The 21,804-nt window shown below is 50.8% G+C and carries 20 protein-coding genes; 9 read left to right on the top strand and 11 right to left on the bottom strand.

The genetic code is table 11. The features are described from left to right. The first annotated feature begins 88 nt into the window (after nt 1–88). Entirely contained in the window at nt 89–1,090 is a 1,002-nt protein-coding gene (locus JJD41_RS17725; RefSeq protein ID WP_200668835.1) for a hypothetical protein, read from the top strand. Nucleotides 1,091–1,200: 110 nt separating this feature from the next. Here the strand turns inward: JJD41_RS17725 and JJD41_RS17720 are convergent, their stop codons facing one another. From JJD41_RS17720 to JJD41_RS17700, 5 genes are all read right to left on the bottom strand, one after another. Then, a complete protein-coding gene (locus tag JJD41_RS17720) occupies nt 1,201–2,352 on the bottom strand; it encodes a ferrochelatase (protein WP_200668834.1) in 1,152 nt (383 codons plus the stop codon). Nucleotides 2,353–2,526: 174 nt separating this feature from the next. Then, nucleotides 2,527–4,593 carry a sensor domain-containing diguanylate cyclase gene (locus tag JJD41_RS17715; protein WP_200668833.1) on the bottom strand — a complete coding sequence of 689 codons (2,067 nt, stop codon included), beginning with the start codon at nt 4,591–4,593 and terminating at the stop codon, nt 2,527–2,529. Between the two features lie 215 nt (nt 4,594–4,808). After that, nucleotides 4,809–6,719 carry a sensor domain-containing diguanylate cyclase gene (locus tag JJD41_RS17710; RefSeq protein WP_200668832.1) on the bottom strand — a complete coding sequence of 637 codons (1,911 nt, stop codon included), beginning with the start codon at nt 6,717–6,719 and terminating at the stop codon, nt 4,809–4,811. Beyond that, a complete protein-coding gene (locus JJD41_RS17705) occupies nt 6,716–7,318 on the bottom strand; it encodes a chemotaxis protein CheC (protein WP_168568794.1) in 603 nt (200 codons plus the stop codon). Before JJD41_RS17705 ends, JJD41_RS17710 begins: the two co-directional genes overlap by 4 nt. Before the next feature lie 446 nt (nt 7,319–7,764). Further along, nucleotides 7,765–8,214, bottom strand: a complete 450-nt coding sequence (locus JJD41_RS17700) for a response regulator transcription factor (RefSeq protein WP_370583874.1) — start codon at nt 8,212–8,214, stop codon at nt 7,765–7,767. Between the two features lie 381 nt (nt 8,215–8,595). Here JJD41_RS17700 and JJD41_RS17695 point away from each other — a divergent pair, with 381 nt between their 5' ends. After that, nucleotides 8,596–9,153, top strand: coding sequence for a hypothetical protein (locus JJD41_RS17695; RefSeq protein ID WP_200668831.1), 558 nt, complete (start codon nt 8,596–8,598; stop codon nt 9,151–9,153). 38 nt (nt 9,154–9,191) lie between these two features. Here JJD41_RS17695 and JJD41_RS17690 read toward each other — a convergent pair whose 3' ends face one another. Continuing rightward, the gene (locus JJD41_RS17690; RefSeq protein ID WP_200668830.1) at nt 9,192–9,410 is read right to left on the bottom strand and encodes a hypothetical protein; all 219 of its coding nucleotides are present in this window, start codon (nt 9,408–9,410) and stop codon (nt 9,192–9,194) included. A gap of 241 nt (nt 9,411–9,651) precedes the next feature. On the opposite strand from JJD41_RS17690, the gene JJD41_RS17680 reads away from it, so the two are divergent. Together JJD41_RS17680 and rsmD are read left to right on the top strand one after the other, a co-directional pair. After that, complete coding sequence (locus JJD41_RS17680; protein ID WP_200668828.1) at nt 9,652–10,455, top strand: class I SAM-dependent methyltransferase; 804 nt, start codon at nt 9,652–9,654, stop codon at nt 10,453–10,455. 84 nt (nt 10,456–10,539) lie between these two features. After that, nucleotides 10,540–11,100: a 16S rRNA (guanine(966)-N(2))-methyltransferase RsmD gene (gene rsmD, locus JJD41_RS17675; RefSeq protein ID WP_200668827.1), complete on the top strand. Its 561-nt coding sequence runs from the start codon at nt 10,540–10,542 to the stop codon at nt 11,098–11,100. Between the two features lie 71 nt (nt 11,101–11,171). On the opposite strand, the gene petG is transcribed toward rsmD, so the two are convergent. Further along, nucleotides 11,172–11,285, bottom strand: a complete 114-nt coding sequence (gene petG, locus JJD41_RS17670) for a cytochrome b6-f complex subunit V (protein ID WP_168568799.1) — start codon at nt 11,283–11,285, stop codon at nt 11,172–11,174. A 512-nt stretch (nt 11,286–11,797) separates the two neighbouring features. On the opposite strand from petG, the gene JJD41_RS17665 reads away from it, so the two are divergent. After that, a complete protein-coding gene (locus JJD41_RS17665) occupies nt 11,798–12,229 on the top strand; it encodes a c-type cytochrome (protein WP_234488894.1) in 432 nt (143 codons plus the stop codon). A 689-nt stretch (nt 12,230–12,918) separates the two neighbouring features. Further along, nucleotides 12,919–14,478 (top strand): vWA domain-containing protein, encoded by a 1,560-nt coding sequence (locus JJD41_RS17660; RefSeq protein ID WP_200668825.1) that lies wholly within the window; start codon nt 12,919–12,921, stop codon nt 14,476–14,478. A 264-nt stretch (nt 14,479–14,742) separates the two neighbouring features. Here the strand turns inward: JJD41_RS17660 and JJD41_RS17655 are convergent, their stop codons facing one another. After that, a complete protein-coding gene (locus JJD41_RS17655; RefSeq protein ID WP_200668824.1) occupies nt 14,743–15,273 on the bottom strand; it encodes an orange carotenoid protein N-terminal domain-containing protein in 531 nt (176 codons plus the stop codon). A gap of 183 nt (nt 15,274–15,456) precedes the next feature. Further along, a complete protein-coding gene (locus JJD41_RS17650) occupies nt 15,457–16,392 on the bottom strand; it encodes a CHAD domain-containing protein (protein ID WP_200668823.1) in 936 nt (311 codons plus the stop codon). A 430-nt stretch (nt 16,393–16,822) separates the two neighbouring features. Here JJD41_RS17650 and JJD41_RS17645 point away from each other — a divergent pair, with 430 nt between their 5' ends. Together JJD41_RS17645 and JJD41_RS17640 are read left to right on the top strand one after the other, a co-directional pair. Continuing rightward, entirely contained in the window at nt 16,823–17,944 is a 1,122-nt protein-coding gene (locus JJD41_RS17645; RefSeq protein WP_200668822.1) for a sensor histidine kinase, read from the top strand. Nucleotides 17,945–18,091: 147 nt separating this feature from the next. Beyond that, nucleotides 18,092–19,222 (top strand): peptidoglycan-binding domain-containing protein, encoded by a 1,131-nt coding sequence (locus tag JJD41_RS17640; protein WP_200668821.1) that lies wholly within the window; start codon nt 18,092–18,094, stop codon nt 19,220–19,222. Nucleotides 19,223–19,250: 28 nt separating this feature from the next. Here JJD41_RS17640 and JJD41_RS17635 read toward each other — a convergent pair whose 3' ends face one another. Continuing rightward, a complete protein-coding gene (locus JJD41_RS17635; RefSeq protein ID WP_200668820.1) occupies nt 19,251–19,706 on the bottom strand; it encodes a Fur family transcriptional regulator in 456 nt (151 codons plus the stop codon). An 84-nt stretch (nt 19,707–19,790) separates the two neighbouring features. Between JJD41_RS17635 and JJD41_RS17630 the strand changes: the two genes are divergently transcribed. Continuing rightward, on the top strand, nt 19,791–20,051 hold the full coding sequence (locus JJD41_RS17630; RefSeq protein ID WP_200668819.1) for a hypothetical protein: 261 nt from the start codon (nt 19,791–19,793) through the stop codon (nt 20,049–20,051). A 29-nt stretch (nt 20,052–20,080) separates the two neighbouring features. On the opposite strand, the gene sigC is transcribed toward JJD41_RS17630, so the two are convergent. Further along, nucleotides 20,081–21,340, bottom strand: coding sequence for an RNA polymerase sigma factor SigC (gene sigC, locus JJD41_RS17625; RefSeq protein WP_200668818.1), 1,260 nt, complete (start codon nt 21,338–21,340; stop codon nt 20,081–20,083). Nucleotides 21,341–21,804: the final 464 nt, after the last annotated feature.

Here is a 21,804-nt window from a genome sequence, read left to right as displayed (position 1 = left end):
CGATCGACCCGAAAAAAATAGGTGAAATTGACCAGATACATCCAATTCCCTCAACTTGTAAAAATCAGGATAATTATTGATGAAATTGATGAAATCAAAACTTTGGCGCGGTTGCACCCTCGTCCTCTTGGCGGGTTCGATCGCCGCCTCGATCGAGCGTCCCCAAACAGCCTCGGCGGATGTCCGCGTCGCCCCATTACAAACCGCCCAATTAGACACAGTTGAAAGTGGCGATCGCCCGACCGATACCAACCGCTTTCAACTGCTCGATCGCGGGGTCGAACCCCGGCAAGAATTGAGTTTTTCTCCCCCCGAAAACTCTAAAGAAATCTTGTCGGTCATTACCAATATGGATATGAATATGTCGATCGCCGGACGCATGATTCCGGCGATGGATATGCCCGGAATGATGATGAAAATGGAAACAGTCGTCGATCGCGTCGAAGACAATGGCGACATTCACGTGAGTTTCGTTTATACCGAATCCGACGTCACGGACGCGGCGAATTCCCCACCGATGATGGTCGAGGCGATCCGTTCCGAACTGCAGAAGATCGTGGGAATGACCGGAACCATGCTCGTTAACAAACATGGGGCGACGAAGCTAGCGAACTTCGATCTTCCCAGCAATATCGACCCCAATACTCAACAACTGTTCGATCGCACCATGAGTTCGATCGAAGAGATTTCTACGCCGTTACCTTCCGAGGCGATCGGTGTGGGAGCGCGCTGGCAAATTGCCAATTCTCCGGCGGTCAATGGCATGAAATTGGAGCAAATTGCGACTTATGAAATTGTCGAATTACAAGACAATCGCATTACCTTAGATATCGCGGTCACTCAAAACGCCGATCCCCAAAGTCCACAGTTACCGGGAATGCCGCCCGATGCGACAATTGACCTCAAATCTTATACCGGAAACGGACGGGGAACAGTGATTTTACAATTGGATAAAATGATGCCCGTGCGCGGTTCGATCGCGATCGATTCCAACACTCAAATGGAGATCGGATCGAAGAGTTCTAATTCGGTGCAAGCGATGCCCGTAGAAATGGACATGACGATGCAAATGGATATGGAATCGCTTTAGAAGCTTTTAGCGTTGCAGACGTGGGGGACGAAGCGATCGCGATCGCTTCGTCCCCCAAAAAAGAAGGGTAGGCGAAGGTCTACCCTTCTGTGGATCGGAAACATTAAATATTAATGGGCGTGCGAATGAGCATGACTGTGAGTGTGGCCGCGAGCATGAGTCCGAGGGGAACTCGCCGAAGCGGCGCTGACCTCGGTTTCCGCGAGGAGGGCTTCAATTTGCGGGTGAGCCCACTCGGCAGCCATTTGTAAGAATTGAGGATGTTCGTTGACGCAAGCCATCTGCACGTAGCGGACGCGATCGTGGCGCGCTTCGAGGGCGTGAATGATGTGGTGGACGTCGAGCAAGGTTTCGTGATTTTCCGTAGCAAAGCCGATCGGCATAAACACGATCGCCTTCGCCCCGAGTTGAATCAAATTTTCGGCAGCTAAGTGAGCGTTGGGTTGGGTCCACTCGATTAAGGGGGTTTGGTGATTGAGCCAGCCGACGGAAATGAGGGGATAGCGGTAGATCAGTCGTTCGCGGACGGACTCGTAGAGGGCCTCACTTTCGCGGATTCCGGAGGTAAACCCTTTCGCTTTGTGAGGACAGCCGTGATTCATGAGGACGATGCCGATTTCCGAGGGGAGGTAGTCGCCACGGAGTTCGGCGGCGATCGTTTCTTCGACCAGTTGGGCCATCAAGGCGATGTAGTCCGGTTCGTTGTAGAACGAGGGGATATAGCGCATCGACTGAATGGGAGAGTGGCCGGAATCTTCGTCGGCGAGGCGATCGAGGGCTTTGTTGACCTGTTCGACGGCGATCCCGCTCGTGAAAATCGAATCGACGACGAGGAGGGGATAGATCAGGAGTTTTTGAAACCCTTGCTGTTGAATTTCGGCGAGGACTTGTTCGGGGAGGAAGGGGGCGCAGAAGTTAAAGGCTTTAAAGACTTCGACGCGATCGCCCCACCGTTGTTGGAGCGCCTTTTCAATGCCTTCGCGTTGTTTCTCGAAAATGGCATTGTGGGGAGAAATAAAATTATCGTGTTGGTGGTTCCATTCGTGAAAATCGAACAGGGCCAGCAGTTTCGCCAACGGCGGATAAATCCAGGTCGGAACCGGGGCGAATTTGGCGGTGAGCAAGTTGAGCGCCTGCTCGTTATAGTTGGCGAAATCTTCGTAACTTTCCACCTCACCATATCCCATCAGCAAGACGGCGACGCGATCGCCGACCTGCGGGCTACGGCTATTGTTCTCGACAGTTTCGGGAGTAGCAACCACTTTAGAATCCTCAACGGGCAACAGTATCGCAACGATCCCAAGACCGGGGACAGGTCAACTCCCATGACATTTCGATGAAATCGTCATCGAAGGGATAGCCCTGTTGCTCGAACCATTCCCGGGCTGGCGATCGCTATCCCCTCTCGGGGGATGTGATTCTTAGGGTAGCATTCCCTACAGATCCGTCGAGCCGGGAGAGGAGATCGCCACGCGATCGCGTCCTTGAGCCTTCGCCTCGTAGAGGGCCGCATCTGCCGCCTCGATCAACCCCGACGCCGACTTTCCATTTTGGGGAAAACAGGCGACGCCAAACGACAGAGAAATCGTCCCGAGAGACTCGCGGTGATATTGAACGTGCAAGTGTTTCACCCCCTGACGCAACAACTCGGCGCGATCGACGATCGTATCGAGAGATGCATCGGGCAGAATCAAGACAAACTCTTCCCCGCCATAGCGACAGGCGATATCCGACTGACGGATATTACCTTGCAAAAACATCGCCAATTCTTTGAGTAACGTATCCCCCGCATCGTGGCCGAAGGTATCGTTAAACTGTTTGAAATGGTCGATATCGAGCAAGATCACCCCCAATCCTTGTTGTTCGCGGGTGGCGCGGTAGAGTTCGCGTTCGAGGGATTCTTCTAAATAGCGGCGATTGAACAAACCCGTCAGGGGGTCGCGAATACTTTGATTTTTGAGTTTTTCCCGTAATTTTAAATTGGCCAACGCCAAACCCAAACGTTCGGCAAAATTATCGGCGAGTTCTTGCTTACTTTCGCTCAACCCGTTGCGCTGGCGAGAACTGAGATAGAGCAGTCCCAAGGTTTCTCCCTGAGCCATCATCGGAATGCACAAGCACATCGACGGAAAAGGGTGACGCAAGTGAGCGCACGCCAAACCGCTATGTTTTTTTTCAAAAATATGGGGTCTTCCCGAACGGATCGCCCAACATTCATCCGGACCGAAAACCAGTTGGCTGCCCGTCGGTTCGCCCCAAGAGCTGACCGCTTCGAGGACGTTACCGGAGGCGCTGAGAATGTAGAGGGATCCCGCTTGTTCGGGAAACAGTTTTTCGACCAGGCGGGGGATCGTGTCGTAAGCTTCTTCGAGGGTGACGCACGCTTGGAGTAAGTCGCCGATCCGGTTGAGTCGCGTCAGCTCGAAGTTGGCTTGAGAGAGGTCTTCGATTTGGCGTTGCAGGTGCAGCGAGCGTTTTTGCACTTCGGCGAGATAGGCGACGACGATCGCCGTGAGCGAGAGACCCGTTCCGAGAAAGATCCAGGCTAAAAGGGGCGCGTTGAAAGGCGTCTGGGCGGTTTTGGGGAGCAGTTGGACGATCGCCTCGCGTCCGGCGATGAGGACCGGGTAGCGACATCGCGCCGGAACCGAGCAGGTGTCCCGGCGCAAGAGGTTGACAATTTTTCCCTGAATTTCCGGCTCGGCGTAGGTTTGCTCCAGATCGCTGCGATAGAGAGTGAGCCATTGAATTTGGGGCGATCGCCTCGGTTCGGAGAAGACCACGTCGATGTCGTCGAGGGGGATTCCTTGAAAGGCTTGTTTGAGCAGGCGACCGGAATCGAACAGGGCGATCGCCAAACCGAGCAGTTCGTCGTCCGCGTCGTAAATCGGCACGATCGCCGCAAAACTGCCGTAGGGGTTGCCCGGAGTCGGCTCGAAGCTGACCGCCGCTTGCTGACTTTCCACGGCCCGTGCGATCGCGTCCTCGAAGGCGGCGATCGTGGTGAGGTCCAACCCCAACGGAAATCCCCCTAGGGTACTCGCTTCGATCGCGCTGACCGGAAACGCAGGGGAACGCCCCTCCCCGAGGGTGACCGCTCGACCCCAACGCTCCCCCATCGCCCGTTCGTAATCCGAGCGCCGTTCCCGGTCGATCCGGGGCGCCCAAATCAGGGCCTCAGCCCCGGGATAGCGGGCGATAAAATGACGGGCTAAGGTCTCGAAACCTTGGGGTTGAAACGACCCCTTCCCGAGAGCGAGAACGTCCCCAATCGACCAGATCCCCTGCAGATAGGCGTCGATGTGACTTTCCACGGCGCGCGCCACGTTCTGAGTTTTCGCTTCCAGAGCGGCCATTTGCATCGATCGCTGCCAGCGCGCGATCGTCTCAAAGCCCACCCCCGACGCCACCAAACCGATACCGACGCTCAACAGCGTCGGTAAATAGCGAGACAGCCACTCCCACTGACAAAATCCCTTCAATTGTTGTTTTACACCCTTCATGGGAACATTATTTTCGAGTGAAAAAACGGGAAAAAATATCGTCGATTTCGATGGTTATCCCGCCATGATTGCGCTGCACCCCCGGCGCGATCGCCAAAAGCGATCCCCACCCCAATCCATGCACGTTATAACAAGTTTCAAAAGCCAGTGACAGATGGGCAGACCCCGTATAAACCCTCGCCGAACCCTTCGGCGCGCGATCGGTTCGAGCGCCCCTACTCCGCCACCACCGTGCGATCGCGCCCCTCCCGCTTCGCCCGGTACAGAGCCGTATCCGCCGCCCGCAGTAAGGTGTCCCCGCTTTGTCCGTGTTCGGGAAAATTGGCCACCCCCACCGAAATCGTAAGCGGACCGAGCAACTGCTGTTGGTAACGAACTTGAACCAGGCGCACTCCCTCGCGCAAGAGATGGGCTTTTTCCTGAGTTTGCTCCAAAGAACTTTGCGGCAAAATTACCGTAAATTCTTCCCCCCCATAACGGCAAGCAATATCCGCTTCGCTACTATTTTCCTGTAGGAACGAGGCCAATTTTTTCAAAATTTCATCCCCCGCCTCGTGACCGAAACTATCGTTAAACTGCTTGAAGCGATCGACATCGAGCATAATGACTCCCACACCGACATTTTGGTTTCTGGCTCGATGAATTTCGCGCCCGAGACATTCTTGTAAGTAGCGGCGGTTGTACAATCCCGTTAGGGGATCGCGAATGCTCTGCTGTTTGAGAGTTTCGCGCAAGGTTAAATTCGCCAGCGACAGGGAAATTTGCTCGGTCACTGTCAAGGTTAATAACTGTTTCGACGCGGTGAATTCACCGCTTTTTTCCGAACATAAATAGAGCGTACCTAATCCCTTCCCTTGGGCCATTAACGGCGTACAACTGTATTCGAGTCCGTCATTGAGTACGTGCTTGCACGGCAATCCCCCGCGATTGTCACACACAAAATGTTCCCGTCCCCGACGCAACGCCCAACATTCTTGAGGCAAAAAAACCGTTTCTGTCGTCTCTACATTCCCCCATTGAGCCACCGCTTCCACTAACTTTTTCGAGTCGTCGAGAATGAACAAAGCCCCACTCAAATTCGGAAACAGTAACTGAACCGATCGCGCGATCACCGCATAAGCTTCCTCTACAGTCAAACAGGCTTGCAGCAAATCGCTCATCTCTCGTAAAATCAGGGTTTCGCGATGGCGATTTTCCAACTCCGTCACCCAATCTTGTAACTTTTGATTCGCCGATTCTAACGCCCCTGCCGCTTGTTTGCGTTCGGTAATATCCCGGACAATCCGCAACAATCCTAGGGTTTTTCCCTCGCCATCTTTAACCACACTATCGATGGTTTCCCCGACAAAAATATCTCGATTCTTGCGTTGATATTGGACTTCATAAGGTTGTACAAAATCCGAGGCGATCGCCCCCTCACTCACTCCCGGGCGCTTTCCTTTTCCATAACAATTTTGTTCTAAATGACTATAATCGGCTTGTAAAACACTCATAGGTTGGCCGAGCATTTCCTCAGAACTGTACCCGAATAATTTAGAAAAAGCGGGATTGAGTAAAATCATTTCACCACTTAAATTTGCAAAAACAACCGCATCGGGGATCGATTTAAAAATCGCTTCAAATTCTGCCGTTTTTTGATATAAAGCTTCTTGTGCCTGTTGTCGTTCTTTAATTTCCTCTAAGGCGCGATCGCGCATTTGGCGATAATCTTGAATGCGTTCGGTCAAATCTGTCACATCTTGAATCGCCAAAATCGCATAATAACTATCTCCTTCAAAACAGGGAATTGAAGTCACCGTAGTATGTTGAATTCTAAAGTCTCCATTGGGTAACTTCGCCGGAATAATATGTTTGTGAAGTTGCGAGGAAAAAATCGTTGGCGGCCCCCCTTGAAAAATCGGTTTGAGGCGGGTTTTATATTTCGGTTTTTCTAAATGAGGAAAAAAATCTACTATCGAGCGTCCGAGAATTGTATGTCTGGGAATTTTCGTCCATTCTTCCAAACGGGAATTCCAAAAGACGACGACTAAATCTTCCCGCAGAATACAACTGCCAAAAGGAATGCGATCGAGGATAAAAAAGGCTTGAGCAACTCTCTCAACTTCGTCCATCATTAATAAATTCATTCATATTGAAGTTGTAACGAATCAATCAAACTATCAAAAGAACTCACGGTAAAAATTAAAATAATATCTCCTTGAATATGCATACTTTCTACGGAAAATCGCGCTTGTGCCAGCAAAATTACTAAATTGGGATCGAACTCGCTCCACGTTAAAAGATGGTCTACTGTATCTTCGATATAAATCGGCAGCGAATAATTAAAATGCTGGCCGAGTAAATTACTAATCGACCCCATGACGCCGTTAATGACAATATTACCGACTTCGCTGAGGGTTCCTATTTTTAACGAATCTAAATCGAGAGAATCTAATTCATCTTGGGTGAGCAAAGAAACTAACTTAGAAGCGCTATCTGTGGGGAACACGAGCTGTGCATTCCCACTTAACGACCCCGTAAACATCAAGCGGACTGCCGAGAGTTGAATCGGCCCTAATCGATGTTCGAGTTCCTCGGTTAATTCCGAAGGTGAAAAAATTTTAATGTACGGAACTTGCAAGGAAATATGAGATTCTAGCATTTCATTCAAAACACTAGCCGCCCTGCCCACTCCGATATTAATCATTTCTTGTAAGGCATCAATTTGTTCCACTGTAGGAGTCATAATTATTGAAGAGACAATGATGTTGCCGTTGGTGATTTCGATATCGGACTGGCCGATAACTGCTAAAACTTAGCAGGACGATAACCCGGTGGATTTAAAATTTTTAATTCAAACAGTAACCCGTGTCAAAGGCGATCGCCTCCTCGATCGTTTACATCAAAAATAAGGTCAATCTATCTCAATTGTAACAAGCGAAAATCCTCGGCGATCGTCCGCGAATTTACCGATCGCCCCTCGTGAAAATACACAACCCAAAACTCAAAAAAACACCCCGATCTCGTCCCCCAACTCACCCAAAACCAACAAGAACAATACCCACCCCAGTTCGCCAGTCCTGTCGTGACCTGCATCTGGCGCGCGCTTCCTCCAAGGGATCCGACGTTCCCTCAAATCTGTCACCCTCATCGTTACCCTACTCACCACGAGCGCACGATCGCCTCCCCCGCTTATCCTTCGGAAGGGGTCGCTAAAACGGCTTCGATCGCATCTTGCATCACCTGCGCTTGAGGGGGTTTGTTCAAGACGGCTTGCGCCCCTAACTCCAAACATTGCTGGCGCGAAGTTTCCTGAATGTCCGCAGTAATCACGATCGTCGGAGTCTTATAGCCTTCCGCACGCAAAATTTTGAGAAACTCCCACCCGTCAATTTCCGGCATCAGCAAATCTAATAAAATACAATCGGGATTGACTTCGCGCACGAGTTCGAGTCCCTCTTTTCCGTTCTTGGCTTCTAGGGTCTCATACCCTTGCTTTTGCAAGGTCTTACGGATCATTTTGCGGCTGAACATTGCATCTTCGACAATTAAAATTAATGCCATCTTGCTGTCTCTTAAAGCCTTAAAATACTGTCCGAATACGATGGTGGGGCGAACTGCGATCGCAGTGTACTCAAGCACGACTTCGTGGGATCTGCACTAAAGTAGGGGAAAAGCGGGCGACGTTCATCGGCGAGCAATTGGCTTGGTCTCATCAGATATTTTAATGGGGTCTGGAAATATCCGGGAGTTGGATAATTGGTAGAACGCAAGATTTCCAGCGAACCACGGCAACCTTACCTTGAAAAAACGACGATTGCGCAAGGGAAGATAACCCGTCACGATCGCCGCTCCGTCGATCCCCTGGGCGCTCAACGGGTCGAAACCCCAGCCAAACTCTACCTAAAATAATCGACAATGGGCAAAACAAGCTACGATCGCAGAGAATCAGCCAATCCCTTCGTTCGCATTCGATCGCTCAATCTCCGATATTGACCTCATATTTAGCCGCTATCGAACACTTTGCGCCTACTCATTTGTCCGGGAATTCACGACCCCCAACTTACCCGCCAGTTTCTCGACGACCTCACCGGAGGCGAACGATGGACCGATCGCCATTTGGAGGTTCTGATTTTTCCCGCGTGGGACTATCCGGCGTACAGTGCGTTACATATTTTGCATTTTCTCGACCGAGAGACGGCCCGGGACGACGATCGCGCGATCGCTTGCATTGCCTTTAGTGCGGGGGTTGTCGGCGCGATTGGCGCCGCTTGGGGATGGCAGGCGTTAGGTGGAACGGTCAAGGGGGCGATCGCCCTCGACGGTTGGGGAGTGCCGCTCTACGGCAATTTTCCCATTTATCGCCTCAGTCACGATCGCTTTACCCATTGGAGTTCGGCTCTCCTCGGTTCCGGACGCGCCAGTTTTTATGCCGATCCTGCCGTCGATCATTTACAGTTGTGGCGATCGCCTGCTACGGTCGCGGGATACGCCGTCGAAAATGACGATTGTACTGCTAAACAACGACGGACGACAGCGTTAGACTTTTTACTCGAAATTCTTTTAGAGTTTAAATTTTAGAGTTTAAATTTTAGAGTTTAGATTTTAGAGTTTAGATTTTACCTTGGGGATTTCGGGGCTAAAAACTTCTCCGAAACCCAATTGTCTCGAACGGCGATCGCCCTAGAAAATTGCGCGGTCTCTTGACTAATAGCCGGAGATCTTTCCAGTTCTACCGTTTTAAAAAAGGCCAACATTAACTGACTGACACTCAATAACAGAACAGACCAAGCGAGAATAGCTAAAGGAGATTTCATCATCCGATCGAGTAAATGCACGAAAGACTTTCCTCTGAGTCTAAAAAAATCCTAAAGCTTTTGACCTCTATCTACTGGTGGATTTACGGAGCAGATTCGCCGACAAGCTGGCATCGTGGCGATCGCCCCCGTAAAAGCCGCAATCTGCTCCCAACTCCGTCGATTTCCCCCAGATGCCTCCCGCGTGTAAAAATGGAACGACGGCGATCGGTCGGGGGGAACGGGCGATCGCACCTCAACTCATTTTAGATAGGCCACAGTCATGCAGGGTGGAACCCACTCTTTTTTATCCAATCCACAAGCTCCGGCATGGAATGCAAAGCTTTACGATGCCAAGCATATCTTTGTCTCGGAATATGCCACCGACTTGTTGAACTTGTTAAACCCAAAACTCGACGATCGTATCTTCGATTTGGGCTGTGGAACCGGACATCTGACGGCGCGCATTGCCGCCAGTGGGGCGCGCTTAGTCGGCGGGGACAGTTCGCCAGCCATGCTCGATCGCGCTCGTGTCCTTTATCCCGCCTTAGAATTTACCTTAGTCGATGGCGAAAATTTACCCTTCGACAACGAATTTGACGCCGTTTTTTCTAACGCGGCACTGCACTGGATGAAACAACCGGAAAAAGTGGCGGCAGGGATTGCGCGATCGCTCAAACCCGGCGGTCGTTTCGTGGCGGAGTTGGGCGGTAAAGGCAATATCGCCCAAATGCGGCGAGCTTTAGATCGAGCCTTAGAAAAAGAAGGATTACCGACCAGTCACATGGATTCGCCCTGGTATTTTCCCAGTATTGGCGAATATACCTCTATTCTGGAAAAATACGGACTGTGCGTGACCTTTGCGGTACTGTTCGATCGCCCCACGTCGCTCTCGGACGGCGATCTCGGGATGCGCAACTGGTTTACCATGTTTGCCAATTATTTTTTCCGAGATTTATCGGACACTCAGCGCGATCGCGTCCTGAGCGATATCGACAATCAGCTTCGCCCCACCTTGTATGAAAACGGCACCTGGATCGCCGATTACAAGCGGTTGCGCGTCGTCGCCGTCAAACCCTCCTCTTAACATGGGGAAGAACTGCGATCGTCTCGATCGATCGTCCCTCGTCAGCTTTCCCCTCGATCGATCCCCCCCTTCACTGATTCCGCTATGAGTTTGAGAATTTACGGCAACCGTCTCGTCAAAACCCTCCCCGGACAACAAACTCGACCCACCGCAGCCCGAGTTCGCGAAGCCTTATTTAATATTTGGCAAGGGGCGATCGTCGGCTGTCACTGGTTGGATTTATGTGCGGGTGCGGGGTCGATGAGTGCGGAAGCTTTATGTCGCGGCGCCGATACCGTCGTGGCGATCGAGCAGTCCGGGCGCGCCTGCCAGCTTATTCGCGACAATTTAGCCAAATATGCCCGAGAAGAACAGCAATTTTACGTTTATCGCGGTGACGTTCTCAAACAATTGCCCAAATTAGGGGCTCGTCAATACGATCGCATCTATTTCGATCCGCCCTATCACGGCGAACTCTATTCCGGCGTTCTCGACGCGATCGCCCGCTACGACCTGCTCGCCGCCGACGGAGAACTCGCCGTAGAACACGATCCGAACCGTCCCCCCATGGCTGCAATTTCCCGCCTAAAAATTTGCCGACAGAAAGTTTATGGCAACTGCGCCATTACCTTCTATCGGCTCGAAACCAACGATGCTACTGCTTAAGCGCGATCCTTCTTTCTCCTTTGGAGATGCCGAGCGAACACAGTCGCCGTGCGATCGCCCCTAGATCGCCCCTAGAGGTCGAACTGGTTGCCCCGCTTGTACTGTTGGTAAGCAGCAAAAAACAAACCCGCCAGGGTCACCGTAATTAAACCGAGGACGATACCGGAAAGTAAGGGTTCTACCATGTTTCGATCTCCTTATGACTGACGTACAGTTGAACGGCACGAAAGTGAACGACCCACGCTGATTCAAAGAATACAGCTCGGTCAACAACCTACTAGACGGCCTCCAAGCGAACTTATCGGTCTTACATCTAGGCGATCGGCCCTATCCTAGTTCCTAAGATTTATAGACAGCACAGATTGTACAAAAAATTGTATGGATCTAGCTTGGTTTTGGCAATTTCGGGCTCGTTCAGGTCGTAGGATTTTACCATGTTTGGGCAGTCGATGTTGAACCCCTCGAAGCATCCCAACGCTCAATCGAAAATTTTTGAGGGGGACTGATTACTCTCCCAACCCCTCAACAAGTTAACATTTCTTGGTTAACCTTTCTTTATAGTGTCTCATAATCCGCGCTTCTCCCTTGGGCGACCCCGAGCGAGAAAAAAGTTGAAAGTAAGCTCGCCGTGGCGGGATGCCCCCTCGACTCAATCCAGACTCCGGCGCTTGCCTATCCCGAGCAATACTTTTAAGATATGTTAGAAAATCAAAAGTTATTTGTACCTTCCTCTCAACTGAGAACTCTGTTGAATCATCAAGTTGCCAAATCTGAAGTGACCTCCTCTTCCCAGAAGGTCTGGGCGATCGCCGTCACGGTCGTCCTGGCAATCCTTATTTCTGTCGCGATCGCCTATCAATTTCAAATTTCCGATCCTTATACCAAAACCGTTTTATCCCTCTCCGGCGATCCCATTCGCGGTCATGCCATTTTTCAGATGAACTGCGCCGGGTGTCATGGCAATCGCCGAGGAACCCAAGTCGGACCGAGCCTCACGGATGTTTCGCAACGTAAATCCCGAGTCGGTTTAATCGAACAAGTCACGAGCGGCAAAACCCCACCGATGCCCCAATTCCAGCCGAGTCCCCAAGCCATGGCGGATTTACTCAGTTATTTGGAAAGTTTGTAAACTCGCGGGACTCTCAACTCCTAACTCCTTCGATCGCCTCCGTAGAAATGACGAGATCGTTTTTGGCGATCGCCGTGATATCAATTTCTCTGTTCTGGGGAATATTGGAAAGTATCACACCCCCAACCAGAATCAAATTCAGAATTCGATCGAGCGGGGATCGTTTCCGCCTCTGAGGACAGGCGTGACATCCTCAGCTCATTTAGGCAATCCCCACACCCTCTCGGCGATCGCTCTCCATAGGCGATCGCGCCTTCAGTTCCTCCGATCGAAAAATTTATTCCTCCACACCTCATCAACTGTTGAGGTGTCAGATCGACTACGAATTTAAAAAACTGGTTTCTAACGAATCTATTTACTCGAACGTCATTAAAAACAGAAACCGGGGTGAAGGGAAAGCGAACGATCCAGGGTATCCGATCTCATGAACTTCCCACAACTACCAAAATTTACCCCAGGTCAAAACAATGAAAATTCCAGAGGATCGATTTTCCGGCGATCGTCAATCGTCGCTCGATTCCGAGCAAAATTTCCGCCGATCTAGTGCATATCGAAACTTACATGTGGTTCGATGGTCTCTGTTCCTGGTTATTGTAGTGTTCTTGGTAGCGGTTGTCCTATCCTCGTTATTAAGTCAAACGAATAATCAAGCTAAGCAACCACGCACTAGACCGTCTAAAAAGGAGTACATGGTGAATCTTGGCGGTCCGGAAAGCGCACCAAGAGCTTATTCTCCAGAAGTGGCAGCTCCAGCAGAACCCTATCCGTTCCCTGGAGAAGTCACCCCGATTACTCCTAATACAGAGACTCAATACAATACCGAAGAATACCATCTCATTACCGATAATACCTTTCACTTAGCCAAAGACAATCCCTTATCTACCTTTTCCATCGATGTCGATACCGCATCGTACAGTAATCTGCGGCGATTTATTACCTCCGCTCACTTACCACCTCCCGATGCGGTCAGAATTGAAGAATTAATTAACTATTTCACCTACGATTATCCTCAACCAGAGGGCGATCGCCCGTTTTCAATTACCACAGAAATCTCTCAAGCCCCTTGGAATCCTCAACATCAATTAGTCCATATTGGATTACAAGGAAAACAGATGGTTCGAGAAGAAATCCCACCCAGCAACTTAGTTTTCTTACTCGATGTTTCCGGGTCGATGTCGTCGCCCAATAAATTACCTCTGGTCAAGTCATCTTTGCAAATGTTGGTCAACCAATTGAGCGAACGAGACCGGGTATCGATTGTGGTTTATGCGGGGGCGGCGGGTTTAGTTTTATCTCCCACTCCCGGCAACCAAAAAGCTGAAATCTTAGGGGCGATCGAGCGCCTCAACTCCGGTGGCTCTACGGCGGGAGGAGCGGGAATTAAACTCGCCTATGAAGTGGCTAAACGCACTTATATTCCTGACGGAAATAACCGCGTCATTTTGGCGACTGACGGTGATTTTAATGTAGGTGCTTCTAGCGATTCCGAACTCGTGCGCTTAATTGAAAGTTATCGCGATCGCGGCGTCTTTCTGACTGTCTTGGGCTTCGGAATGGGCAACCTGAAAGATAGCAAGATGGAACAGTTAGCCGACAAAGGGAATGGCAATTACGGTTATATCGACACGGAGAAAGAAGCCCAAAAAATGCTAGTCACCGAAATGGGCGGCACTTTACTAACGATCGCGAAAGATGTCAAAATTCAAGTCGAATTCAATCCCAATCGCGTCCGAGCTTACCGCTTAATTGGTTATGAAAATCGCATCTTACAAGATCGAGATTTTAATGACGATCGCAAAGATGCGGGAGAATTAGGAAGCGGTCATTCGGTCACCGCTCTTTATGAAATTATTCCCACTGGAGTAGACAGCGATATTCCTTTACCGACTATCGACCCGTTGCGATATCAGACCAATTCATCAGAGATCGCCGATCCGACGGGCTACAAAGCGGACGAGTTGATGCTCGTTAAGTTGCGCTACAAACATCCCGATAAAAATAGCTCGCAATTGATCGCCGAACCTGTCGTCGATCGCAAAACCTCGTTAAAAAACAGCTCCAATAACTTTAAGTTTTCGGCAGCAGTGGCGGAATTTGGTATGATTTTGCGCAATTCTGAATATCGAGGCGATGCCAGTTTCATGCAAGTTTTAGACCTTGCCAAAGAATCGCGCGGTGCCGATTTAGAAGGGTATCGTAAGGAGTTTATCGAGTTAGTAGAAACGGCTCGTGAACTTGAAGATCGTTAGGGTTTCAAACCAAGACAGTGACGATCGCAGAGGGTTGGAAAATTAGTCTGACTCAATGAAGCGATCGAGCGGAGACAAACCGGAGGAGCGCGCATGTTTTTCGCCCCTCCATCCATAACCCGCTTTGGCTCGATTCCCGTGGTTTAAAACCATTGAAAAGTCCGAAAATCGAGGGCGATCGCTCAAGAAAAACGGAAAAGGAAAGTAAACGATCCTTCTCCGAATTTTAAATTAACTTAGCTTACTTTTAGGCGTTGCCTAGGTTTAGAGACTGGGGGTTTTCCCGGTTTGTTCCTGGGAGGGAATTTCGCCGATGTCGGTGTAACCCATATTGGCGGCAATTTCTCGAAGAATGGAAATTTGATCTTGAAATTCGGCGTTTTCAACCTGTTTGAGAAGGTCGTTAACCGCTCCATCGGCTGAGTAATTTTCCGGCAGATCGACCACCGTATCTCCCATGCCGATCGCCCATGCATACCAAACGAGTAACTGATTGTTCGCCGTTAAGGCGCCGTAAGCGTGACTATATTGCGTGTCTTTACGCTCGACGAGATCGCGCATGACTTGCAATTGTTCGTCATCGGATAACTTAAAAAAGTTATCGAGTAATAAAGGGGCAATTTGCGGATCGGTTGCCGTGGGAGCGGCAGGGGTAATTGAATCCCCCATTTTTTCGTAAATCCAATAGAGTAACGCCAATTGGTCGTCGGTTTTTAACCCTTCAAATCTTTCGACAATCTTTTTGGTCTCTTCAGAGCGAATTTGAGAGTTTCCTGTGGTATTAATCGCAGTCATCAATGAGTAAATGGTTATTTCTACTTATGCCACTCTCAAGTTAACGAATTTAACCCGCTTGCTTCATCTATCTGTCAATAGATTATTAGCCGATCGCGCGGCGATCGAAACTCTAACCGTAGAGGGAGACAGCCACAGGTGCGATCGCCGCGAATCCGGCGCGCTGGGGTGGATTAGGCGCGCTTACTTCCAATCGCCGATCGCCTCGCTTTGTTCGACTTTCCAAGTGTGCCAATAATGTCCGAGGCGATCGACAAACGCACTCGGTTTCTCTGCATAAAGGCGATCGCCTAACACTTTCGCCGATCGTTGCAGTTGGTTGCGGCGCAGGTCGATCGAAGCGATTAAGGCTTCCAATTCCTCGCGATCGCGACACAATTTTGGATATTCGACTAACAACTGTCGCAAGACGGCTAAATCGTGATCGTCGCCGAGATAGTCGGACAGTTGTTTGGCTTCGGTTTGCATTTGATTCATCAAACTCGGCCAGATCGATTCTAAAATTCTCAAGTGATACCAAAAGTCTTTAACTCGTTTGCGCCAATTGTGAAAATTTTCGATGCTTCTGTTTTCAAAGGCGTGCTGTAATGCTTTGCGACCTTGTTTGTAAATGCGTTGGAAACCCGGCGCGATCGCCTCCCAATCGCGATCGCCGAGGTTCCATTCCTCCACTTGAGTTCGAGACTGTTCGATTTTCGCCGCCGCTTGTTCCATTTTGTTATCCTCATCTAGATGTTGTTTGAGGATGGCATCGCGGCGATCGATTAATGACGAACGAGTGGTGCTAAACGCATCGGCAGCAATATAATTGGTGTAAGCACTTTTAAGTTTGTCCAAGGTTTCCACATAAACGCTGGCATCGCGGACGTCGGATAATAAGCGTCCCGCATCCCGCCAAGTTTGGTTTTCGCGGCGGTAGGCTCCATCGCCGATGCCGAAGCGCACCAATCGAGCCACAGCTCGCAGTTTTTTCAAGCGTTTGCGCGCGTCGTGAATCGCTTCTTCTTGCGCGAGATGAGTATGACCGCGTAAGTCGGCGATCGCCAGTTCGATTTCGTCACCGACAATTCGCTTGATGGCGAAATCGATGGTTTCTTGTTCTTGGATTCGATAAGCCACGATGGGATTCTCCTTGAGAATTTCTATCAGTTGGAGTCGATTAAAACTCTATGAATAATTTAGGCGCTTCCCGCTCTCATGGTTGAAAAACATTTGATTTTTTAAGATTTTGTCGGCTCGTCCAACACCGATCCAAATAAAGCTGGGGGCGATCGTTCGATGCCGTCCTTCGGGAAGCGAGGGAACGGGTGAAGCGGAGATTTGGGGAAATGTAGAGACTCCCTCGATCGCGCCGTCCGGTTGAAGTGAATCAATCTCCCTCATATTTTAACCCAGCAAGAACGCCGATCTTAACACGAAGAATAGAACCCTAAAATCACTCGCAAGTACGATGTTTTAAGTTTGAAACAATGAGAAAATTATAATGCTTTAAGATTGTCCGATGTTGCCAGAATCGCGAAGTATCAAACCATATAAATCATATAAATCGATGAGTCATCCGCCTTTATCTCCAAATTCTAAAACAACCGATCGCATTTTAGTCGTAGACGATTCTCCCGATAATGTATTACTGGTGACGACAATTTTGGAAGAAGAAGGATACGAAACCAGTACGGCAGAAAGCGGTTATAGCGCCTTGGAGGCGATCGAGCAATCCCCCCCGGATTTAGTGTTGTTAGATATCATGATGCCGGGAATGGACGGTTACGAAGTGACGCGAAGACTTCGTAGCAATGCGGACTTACCGTTTATCCCGATCTTGCTGATTACCGCCCACGATCGCCCCAGTGTCGTCCAAGGACTGGATGTGGGGGCGGACGATTTTATCCGCAAACCCGTAGAAATCGACGAACTGCTCGCTCGGGTGCGATCGCTGCTGCGCCTCAAACACAGCGTGGACGAACGGGACGAAATTGCCCGCCAGCGCGAGGATTTTGTCTCTCGTCTGACTCACGACTTACGCACGCCGTTGGTGGCGGCGGATCGAATGCTCGGATTGCTCGGTCAAGGGGCGTTAGGCGCGGTGACCCCGGAAATGCAAGAAGCCTTCGACACGATGCAGCGCAGCAATGAGAATCTGTTGAAAATGGTCAATACGTTGTTGGAGGTCTATCGCTACGAGGCGGCGCGTAAGCGGTTGACTTTTACCGAGGTCAATCTGTTGCAATTAATCGAGGAATTGTGCGCCGAACTCGAACCGATGGCTCAGGCGCAAGCGATCGATGTCAAAATTGACGATCGCCATCTCTCGCCGGAAAATGGCTTTGCCGGGACCAATATTCGCGGCGATCGCCTGGAATTGCGGCGCTTGTTTACTAATTTAATCGGCAATGCGATTAAATTTACGGAAGCCGGATCGGTGGAAATCACCTTGAAGCCGGAGTCGGGGGCGATCGCGATCGCCGTCGAAGATACCGGACCGGGGATCGAACCCGCCGAGCAAGCGAACCTATTCGAGCGCTTTCGGTCGGGCAATCACAAGCGATCGGGCAGTGGTTTGGGCCTCCATTTGTGTCGTCGCATTGCCGAAGCCCATTCCGGGAGGATCGCGGTGCGATCGCAAGTGGGCAAAGGTAGTGTTTTTACAGTCACTTTACCGATTTTGGATTAAAATCGAGCGGTGAGTCGGCAGTCCGCTCTAAAGTCCCTGGAGGTGCATCGGAATCGGTTTGACTGTACGGCAGTTGTTTGAGGGGACATGACGACGAACTAGAGTTCGCTCCGATCTCGATGTCGTTGGTTAGCCTGTAGAAACGAAATGGAAACCCTTGCATATATTGAATTAGCCCGGGCTTACGAAAGCCAGGGCGATCGCGACCTTCCCAAGGCGACCCCCCGCGATCGCCGCTTTGTGTGGCTGCCTTGTTCGATGCCCCAATTACTGGGATGGTCGGTACTGGCCCTGTTGTTGGCGATTGTCGCTCCGGTTCCGCCGACGGCGGCCCAAACGGTGTTTTTCCAACAAGGGGATAGCGGTCCGTCGGTGCGATCGATCCAGCAGCGTTTGAAGAGTTTCGGTTATTTTAATACGGACGTTACCGACTATTACGGTCCGATTACGGAAGCGGCAGTGATTGAATTCCAACGGGCCAACGCTTTACCCGTCACTGGAATTGTCGATTCGCAAACCCTGCAAGCGATGGGTCGCATGGCGCAGCGATCGGCGCCCGTGCAGAGTTTTACCGCGACTCCGGCCCAAGGATTTGGAACGGTGACGGCGGTCAGTAGCAGTAACCAGGTGTTGCGGGTCGGCGATCGCGGCGTCGAAGTGAGCGCACTCCAGCAGCAATTACAACAACTCGGTTATTTTGCCGGCCCGGTAACGGGAGCGTTTGATTACGATACGGAAACGGCAGTCATTCGCTTCCAACAAAATAACAATCTGCGCGCCGACGGTCTGGTCGGCTCGAACACCCGGGCGGCCCTCGCCAGTCAACCACAACCCGCGCCGACGAGTCAGGGGTTCGTACCCCGTGCGAATACCTCCGGTGAAATCCGTTACGGCGATCGCGGTTCCCAAGTGCGATCGCTCCAGCAACGTCTCGCGATCGCCGGATTTCCTCCATCGCGCATCGACGGGATCTTCGGCGACGATACGGAAATCTCCCTCAAGGAATTTCAACAAGCCTATGGGTTGCCCCCGAGTGGCGTCGCCGACCCGACGACCCGGCGATCGCTCGATCGCAAGTTGTATGTGGTTGTGGTTCCTCAATTCCGTCAGGGAACCTTAGAAGCGGTGCGTCAGATCTTCCCCGATGCTTTTGCCGCCGACTCTCGCTTGGGGGATTACGTCCATGTCGGTTCGTCCTTGCGCCGGGAGATTGCGGAAGAACGCACTAAGCTGTTGCGCTCTCAAGGGTTTGTTGACGCGCGGGTCGCTTATTTTTAAATTTTTTGAAATTGGGTTGAAATTCGGTTTAAAGTGGCAGTAATGCCCGTTGGCAGCGCGGACAAATGGCGTGAATCGTCAGTTGACAGTCGAGCAGGTGATAGCCTTCTTTTTTGGCGGTTTTGGTGCCGACTTTCAAGATCGAGTCGCTTTTGAACTCGATGGTTTTGTTGCAGCGAACGCAAATCAGGTGGTGATGGTGGTGGGGATAGGGTTGATTGATTTCGTAATGTTTGTGACCTTCGGCGAGTTCGAGTTCTCGCAGTACGCCCATGCGCGATAGCAGTTTTAAGGTGCGGTAGATCGTCGATAAGCTGATATTTTCTCCTTGATTTTGGAGCAGCGTGTAGAGATCTTCCGCACTTAGGTGTTCGTTTTTGGGAAGGTTTTGAAAAACCTGTAGAATAGTTTCTCGTTGGGGGGTCAGGCGCCACCCCCGTTCGTTTAACTCTGCCTTGAGTGAGGAGGCCGTGTAAGCAGACATACTAAACCCCGTTCTCTTCTCAACAAACCGTCATTATTGAGAAGGATACACAATTTAACAGTAACTTGCAAGAACGTCTTCTTATTGAGAACTAATTTCGGCGCATCTGCGGGGGCGATCGCCAAAAAAAGTGAAGTGCGGACGCTCCGGCGATCCCCGGTCAAGTCGAGAACCTGGGGACGACTCGCCGGTCGCGGGGGAGCGAACGGAGGGAAAAACGGCGTAGATGTTAAATTTTATAACATCGATCGCCTCGCCGGAACGGACGAGAAAGGTCTTGACGCGATCGCGCGAGCAGTCAAAAAAGTGGTTTTCAAGGCGATCGGCGCGAAAGTGTTGATATGAAATAGATAGCACCCTGTCATCCACTCGCTTTAGCTGAGCGCTTCGAGATAATCGCGGACGCGATTGCGGCGTTTGGGTTGCCGCAGCTTTTGCAGGGCCTTCGCTTCGATCTGACGCACTCGTTCGCGCGACAGGTCCAAGGCGCGGCCAATTTCTGCCAAAGAATAAGGATGACCGTCACCCAATCCGAAACGCATCCGAATCACGTCTCGTTCCCGGGTCGTCAAATCCGCGAGCAGATGTTGCAAATCCCGTTGCAAAGCTTCTCGCATGAGAATTTCTTCCGGCGAGATATCGTCGGTTTCGAGCAAGTCGCCGAGTTCGGTATCTTTTTCTTTACCGACTTTCGTTTCCAGGGAAACGGAACGGGGAACGCGCAAGAGGACTTCGCGCACGTTAGCCGGAGTCATTTCTAACTCTTCGGCGATATCGTCGATGGTCGGGGTGCGACCTTTTTCTTGAGAAAGTTTGCGTTGAGCCTTTTTGATCTTATTGAGTTTTTCGGTAATGTGAACGGGAAGTCGGATCGTGCGGCTTTGGGTGGCGATCGCCCGAGTAATCCCCTGACGGATCCACCAGTAAGCATAGGTGCTAAACCGATAGCCCCGGGTCGGATCGAACTTTTCGACTGCTCGTTCGAGTCCCAAGGTACCTTCTTGGATCAAATCCAACAATTCCAAACCGCGATTTTGATATTTTTTAGCGACGGACACGACCAGGCGCAAATTGGCCTTGATCATGTGTTCTTTGGCGCGCACGCCTTCCGTTTGGATTTGCTCTAGTTCTTCGAGAACTAAGCCTGCTAATTCGGCCCACTTGCGTTTCCCCGCCGCCAAACTCGGCTTGAGTTCGGTCACGTCGATTCCACTTTCCGAAGCCCATCGTTCTAAGGACGGACGCAATCCTAATTGGGAAGATAGGCGATCGCGGGTTTCGATTAAATGGACGTAGCGCTTGAGTTCCGGATTGTCGTCCGTGGCGCCTTCGTCCCGTAATTCTTTCAGTTGCATGTAGCGCTGAACTTTTTGCGCTTCGGCAACTTCCTCGTCGCGTCCGAGCAAGCGAACTCGCCCGATTTCTTGCAAGTACAAGCGGACTAAATCCGTAGTGCGACGGCTGGGTTTGTTCACTAAAGTGGCACTTTCGGCATCGTCCACGTCCAGTTCGACGTCGATGGGAGCGTATGCTTCTTCGTCGTCGGTTTCGCTGGCGATGCGGCGATCGTCAAACTCTTGGGCATTCACTCGTTTGTTGTCTTCCGTATTCGGGTCAAAAGAAATTCCTGGCATGGTGAAAGTCTCAGCAGTTCCAGGGGATCGGAATTTTGGGATCGATCGCTGCCTGTCGGTTAGTATTCCCCCAGGGGAAACATTCGATATCGGAACGATGCGTTCTTCCAGCGAATTGACCTAACTTTATGGGTGTTCTCAACTCCGAAGGAACCCTAGAGAAAGGATTCGGCGAGCAAACCCCCGAGTCGGTCTCGGTTGCTGCGCGGTTGTTTTCTCTCTGGCACTACCCCGGCGAAGAGCCACAGACATCAAGCAAGCGGTTGGTTTTCCATGAAAGGACTGGCCGACCCCTACATGCTAGTATAAGAAGCCCTTTCCGATTTAAGAGTGACTTCGGTCAAGGGGGAAATTAATTTACATCACCTGTGTCATCGGTTCGAGATCGTTGACCAAATCCAATGATTCAAGGGGTTGTAAACCTTTCCCGGAAGAATTTAGAACCGGGAGTTTTTAGGGGCGAT

Origin of the sequence: Oxynema mangrovii CENA135 (genome assembly GCF_016632315.1) — a bacterium.
Lineage (GTDB): Bacteria > Cyanobacteriota > Cyanobacteriia > Cyanobacteriales > Laspinemataceae > Oxynema > Oxynema aestuarii.
This window is presented reverse-complemented; position numbering and strand designations above follow the sequence as displayed.

What these genes read in the sequence shown, in the direction of transcription:
- JJD41_RS17725 (WP_200668835.1), top strand. Translation starts at nt 89, where the DNA reads ATGAAATCAAAACTTTGGCGCGGTTGCACCCTCGTCCTCTTGGCGGGT.
- JJD41_RS17715 (WP_200668833.1), bottom strand. Translation starts at nt 4,593, where the DNA reads ATGAAGGGTGTAAAACAACAATTGAAGGGATTTTGTCAGTGGGAGTGG.
- JJD41_RS17710 (WP_200668832.1), bottom strand. Translation starts at nt 6,719, where the DNA reads ATGAATTTATTAATGATGGACGAAGTTGAGAGAGTTGCTCAAGCCTTT.
- JJD41_RS17705 (WP_168568794.1), bottom strand. Translation starts at nt 7,318, where the DNA reads ATGACTCCTACAGTGGAACAAATTGATGCCTTACAAGAAATGATTAAT.
- JJD41_RS17680 (WP_200668828.1), top strand. Translation starts at nt 9,652, where the DNA reads ATGCAGGGTGGAACCCACTCTTTTTTATCCAATCCACAAGCTCCGGCA.
- rsmD (WP_200668827.1), top strand. Translation starts at nt 10,540, where the DNA reads ATGAGTTTGAGAATTTACGGCAACCGTCTCGTCAAAACCCTCCCCGGA.
- petG (WP_168568799.1), bottom strand. Translation starts at nt 11,285, where the DNA reads ATGGTAGAACCCTTACTTTCCGGTATCGTCCTCGGTTTAATTACGGTG.
- JJD41_RS17665 (WP_234488894.1), top strand. Translation starts at nt 11,798, where the DNA reads ATGTTAGAAAATCAAAAGTTATTTGTACCTTCCTCTCAACTGAGAACT.
- JJD41_RS17660 (WP_200668825.1), top strand. Translation starts at nt 12,919, where the DNA reads ATGGTGAATCTTGGCGGTCCGGAAAGCGCACCAAGAGCTTATTCTCCA.
- JJD41_RS17655 (WP_200668824.1), bottom strand. Translation starts at nt 15,273, where the DNA reads ATGACTGCGATTAATACCACAGGAAACTCTCAAATTCGCTCTGAAGAG.
- JJD41_RS17645 (WP_200668822.1), top strand. Translation starts at nt 16,823, where the DNA reads ATGAGTCATCCGCCTTTATCTCCAAATTCTAAAACAACCGATCGCATT.
- JJD41_RS17640 (WP_200668821.1), top strand. Translation starts at nt 18,092, where the DNA reads ATGGAAACCCTTGCATATATTGAATTAGCCCGGGCTTACGAAAGCCAG.
- JJD41_RS17635 (WP_200668820.1), bottom strand. Translation starts at nt 19,706, where the DNA reads ATGTCTGCTTACACGGCCTCCTCACTCAAGGCAGAGTTAAACGAACGG.
- sigC (WP_200668818.1), bottom strand. Translation starts at nt 21,340, where the DNA reads ATGCCAGGAATTTCTTTTGACCCGAATACGGAAGACAACAAACGAGTG.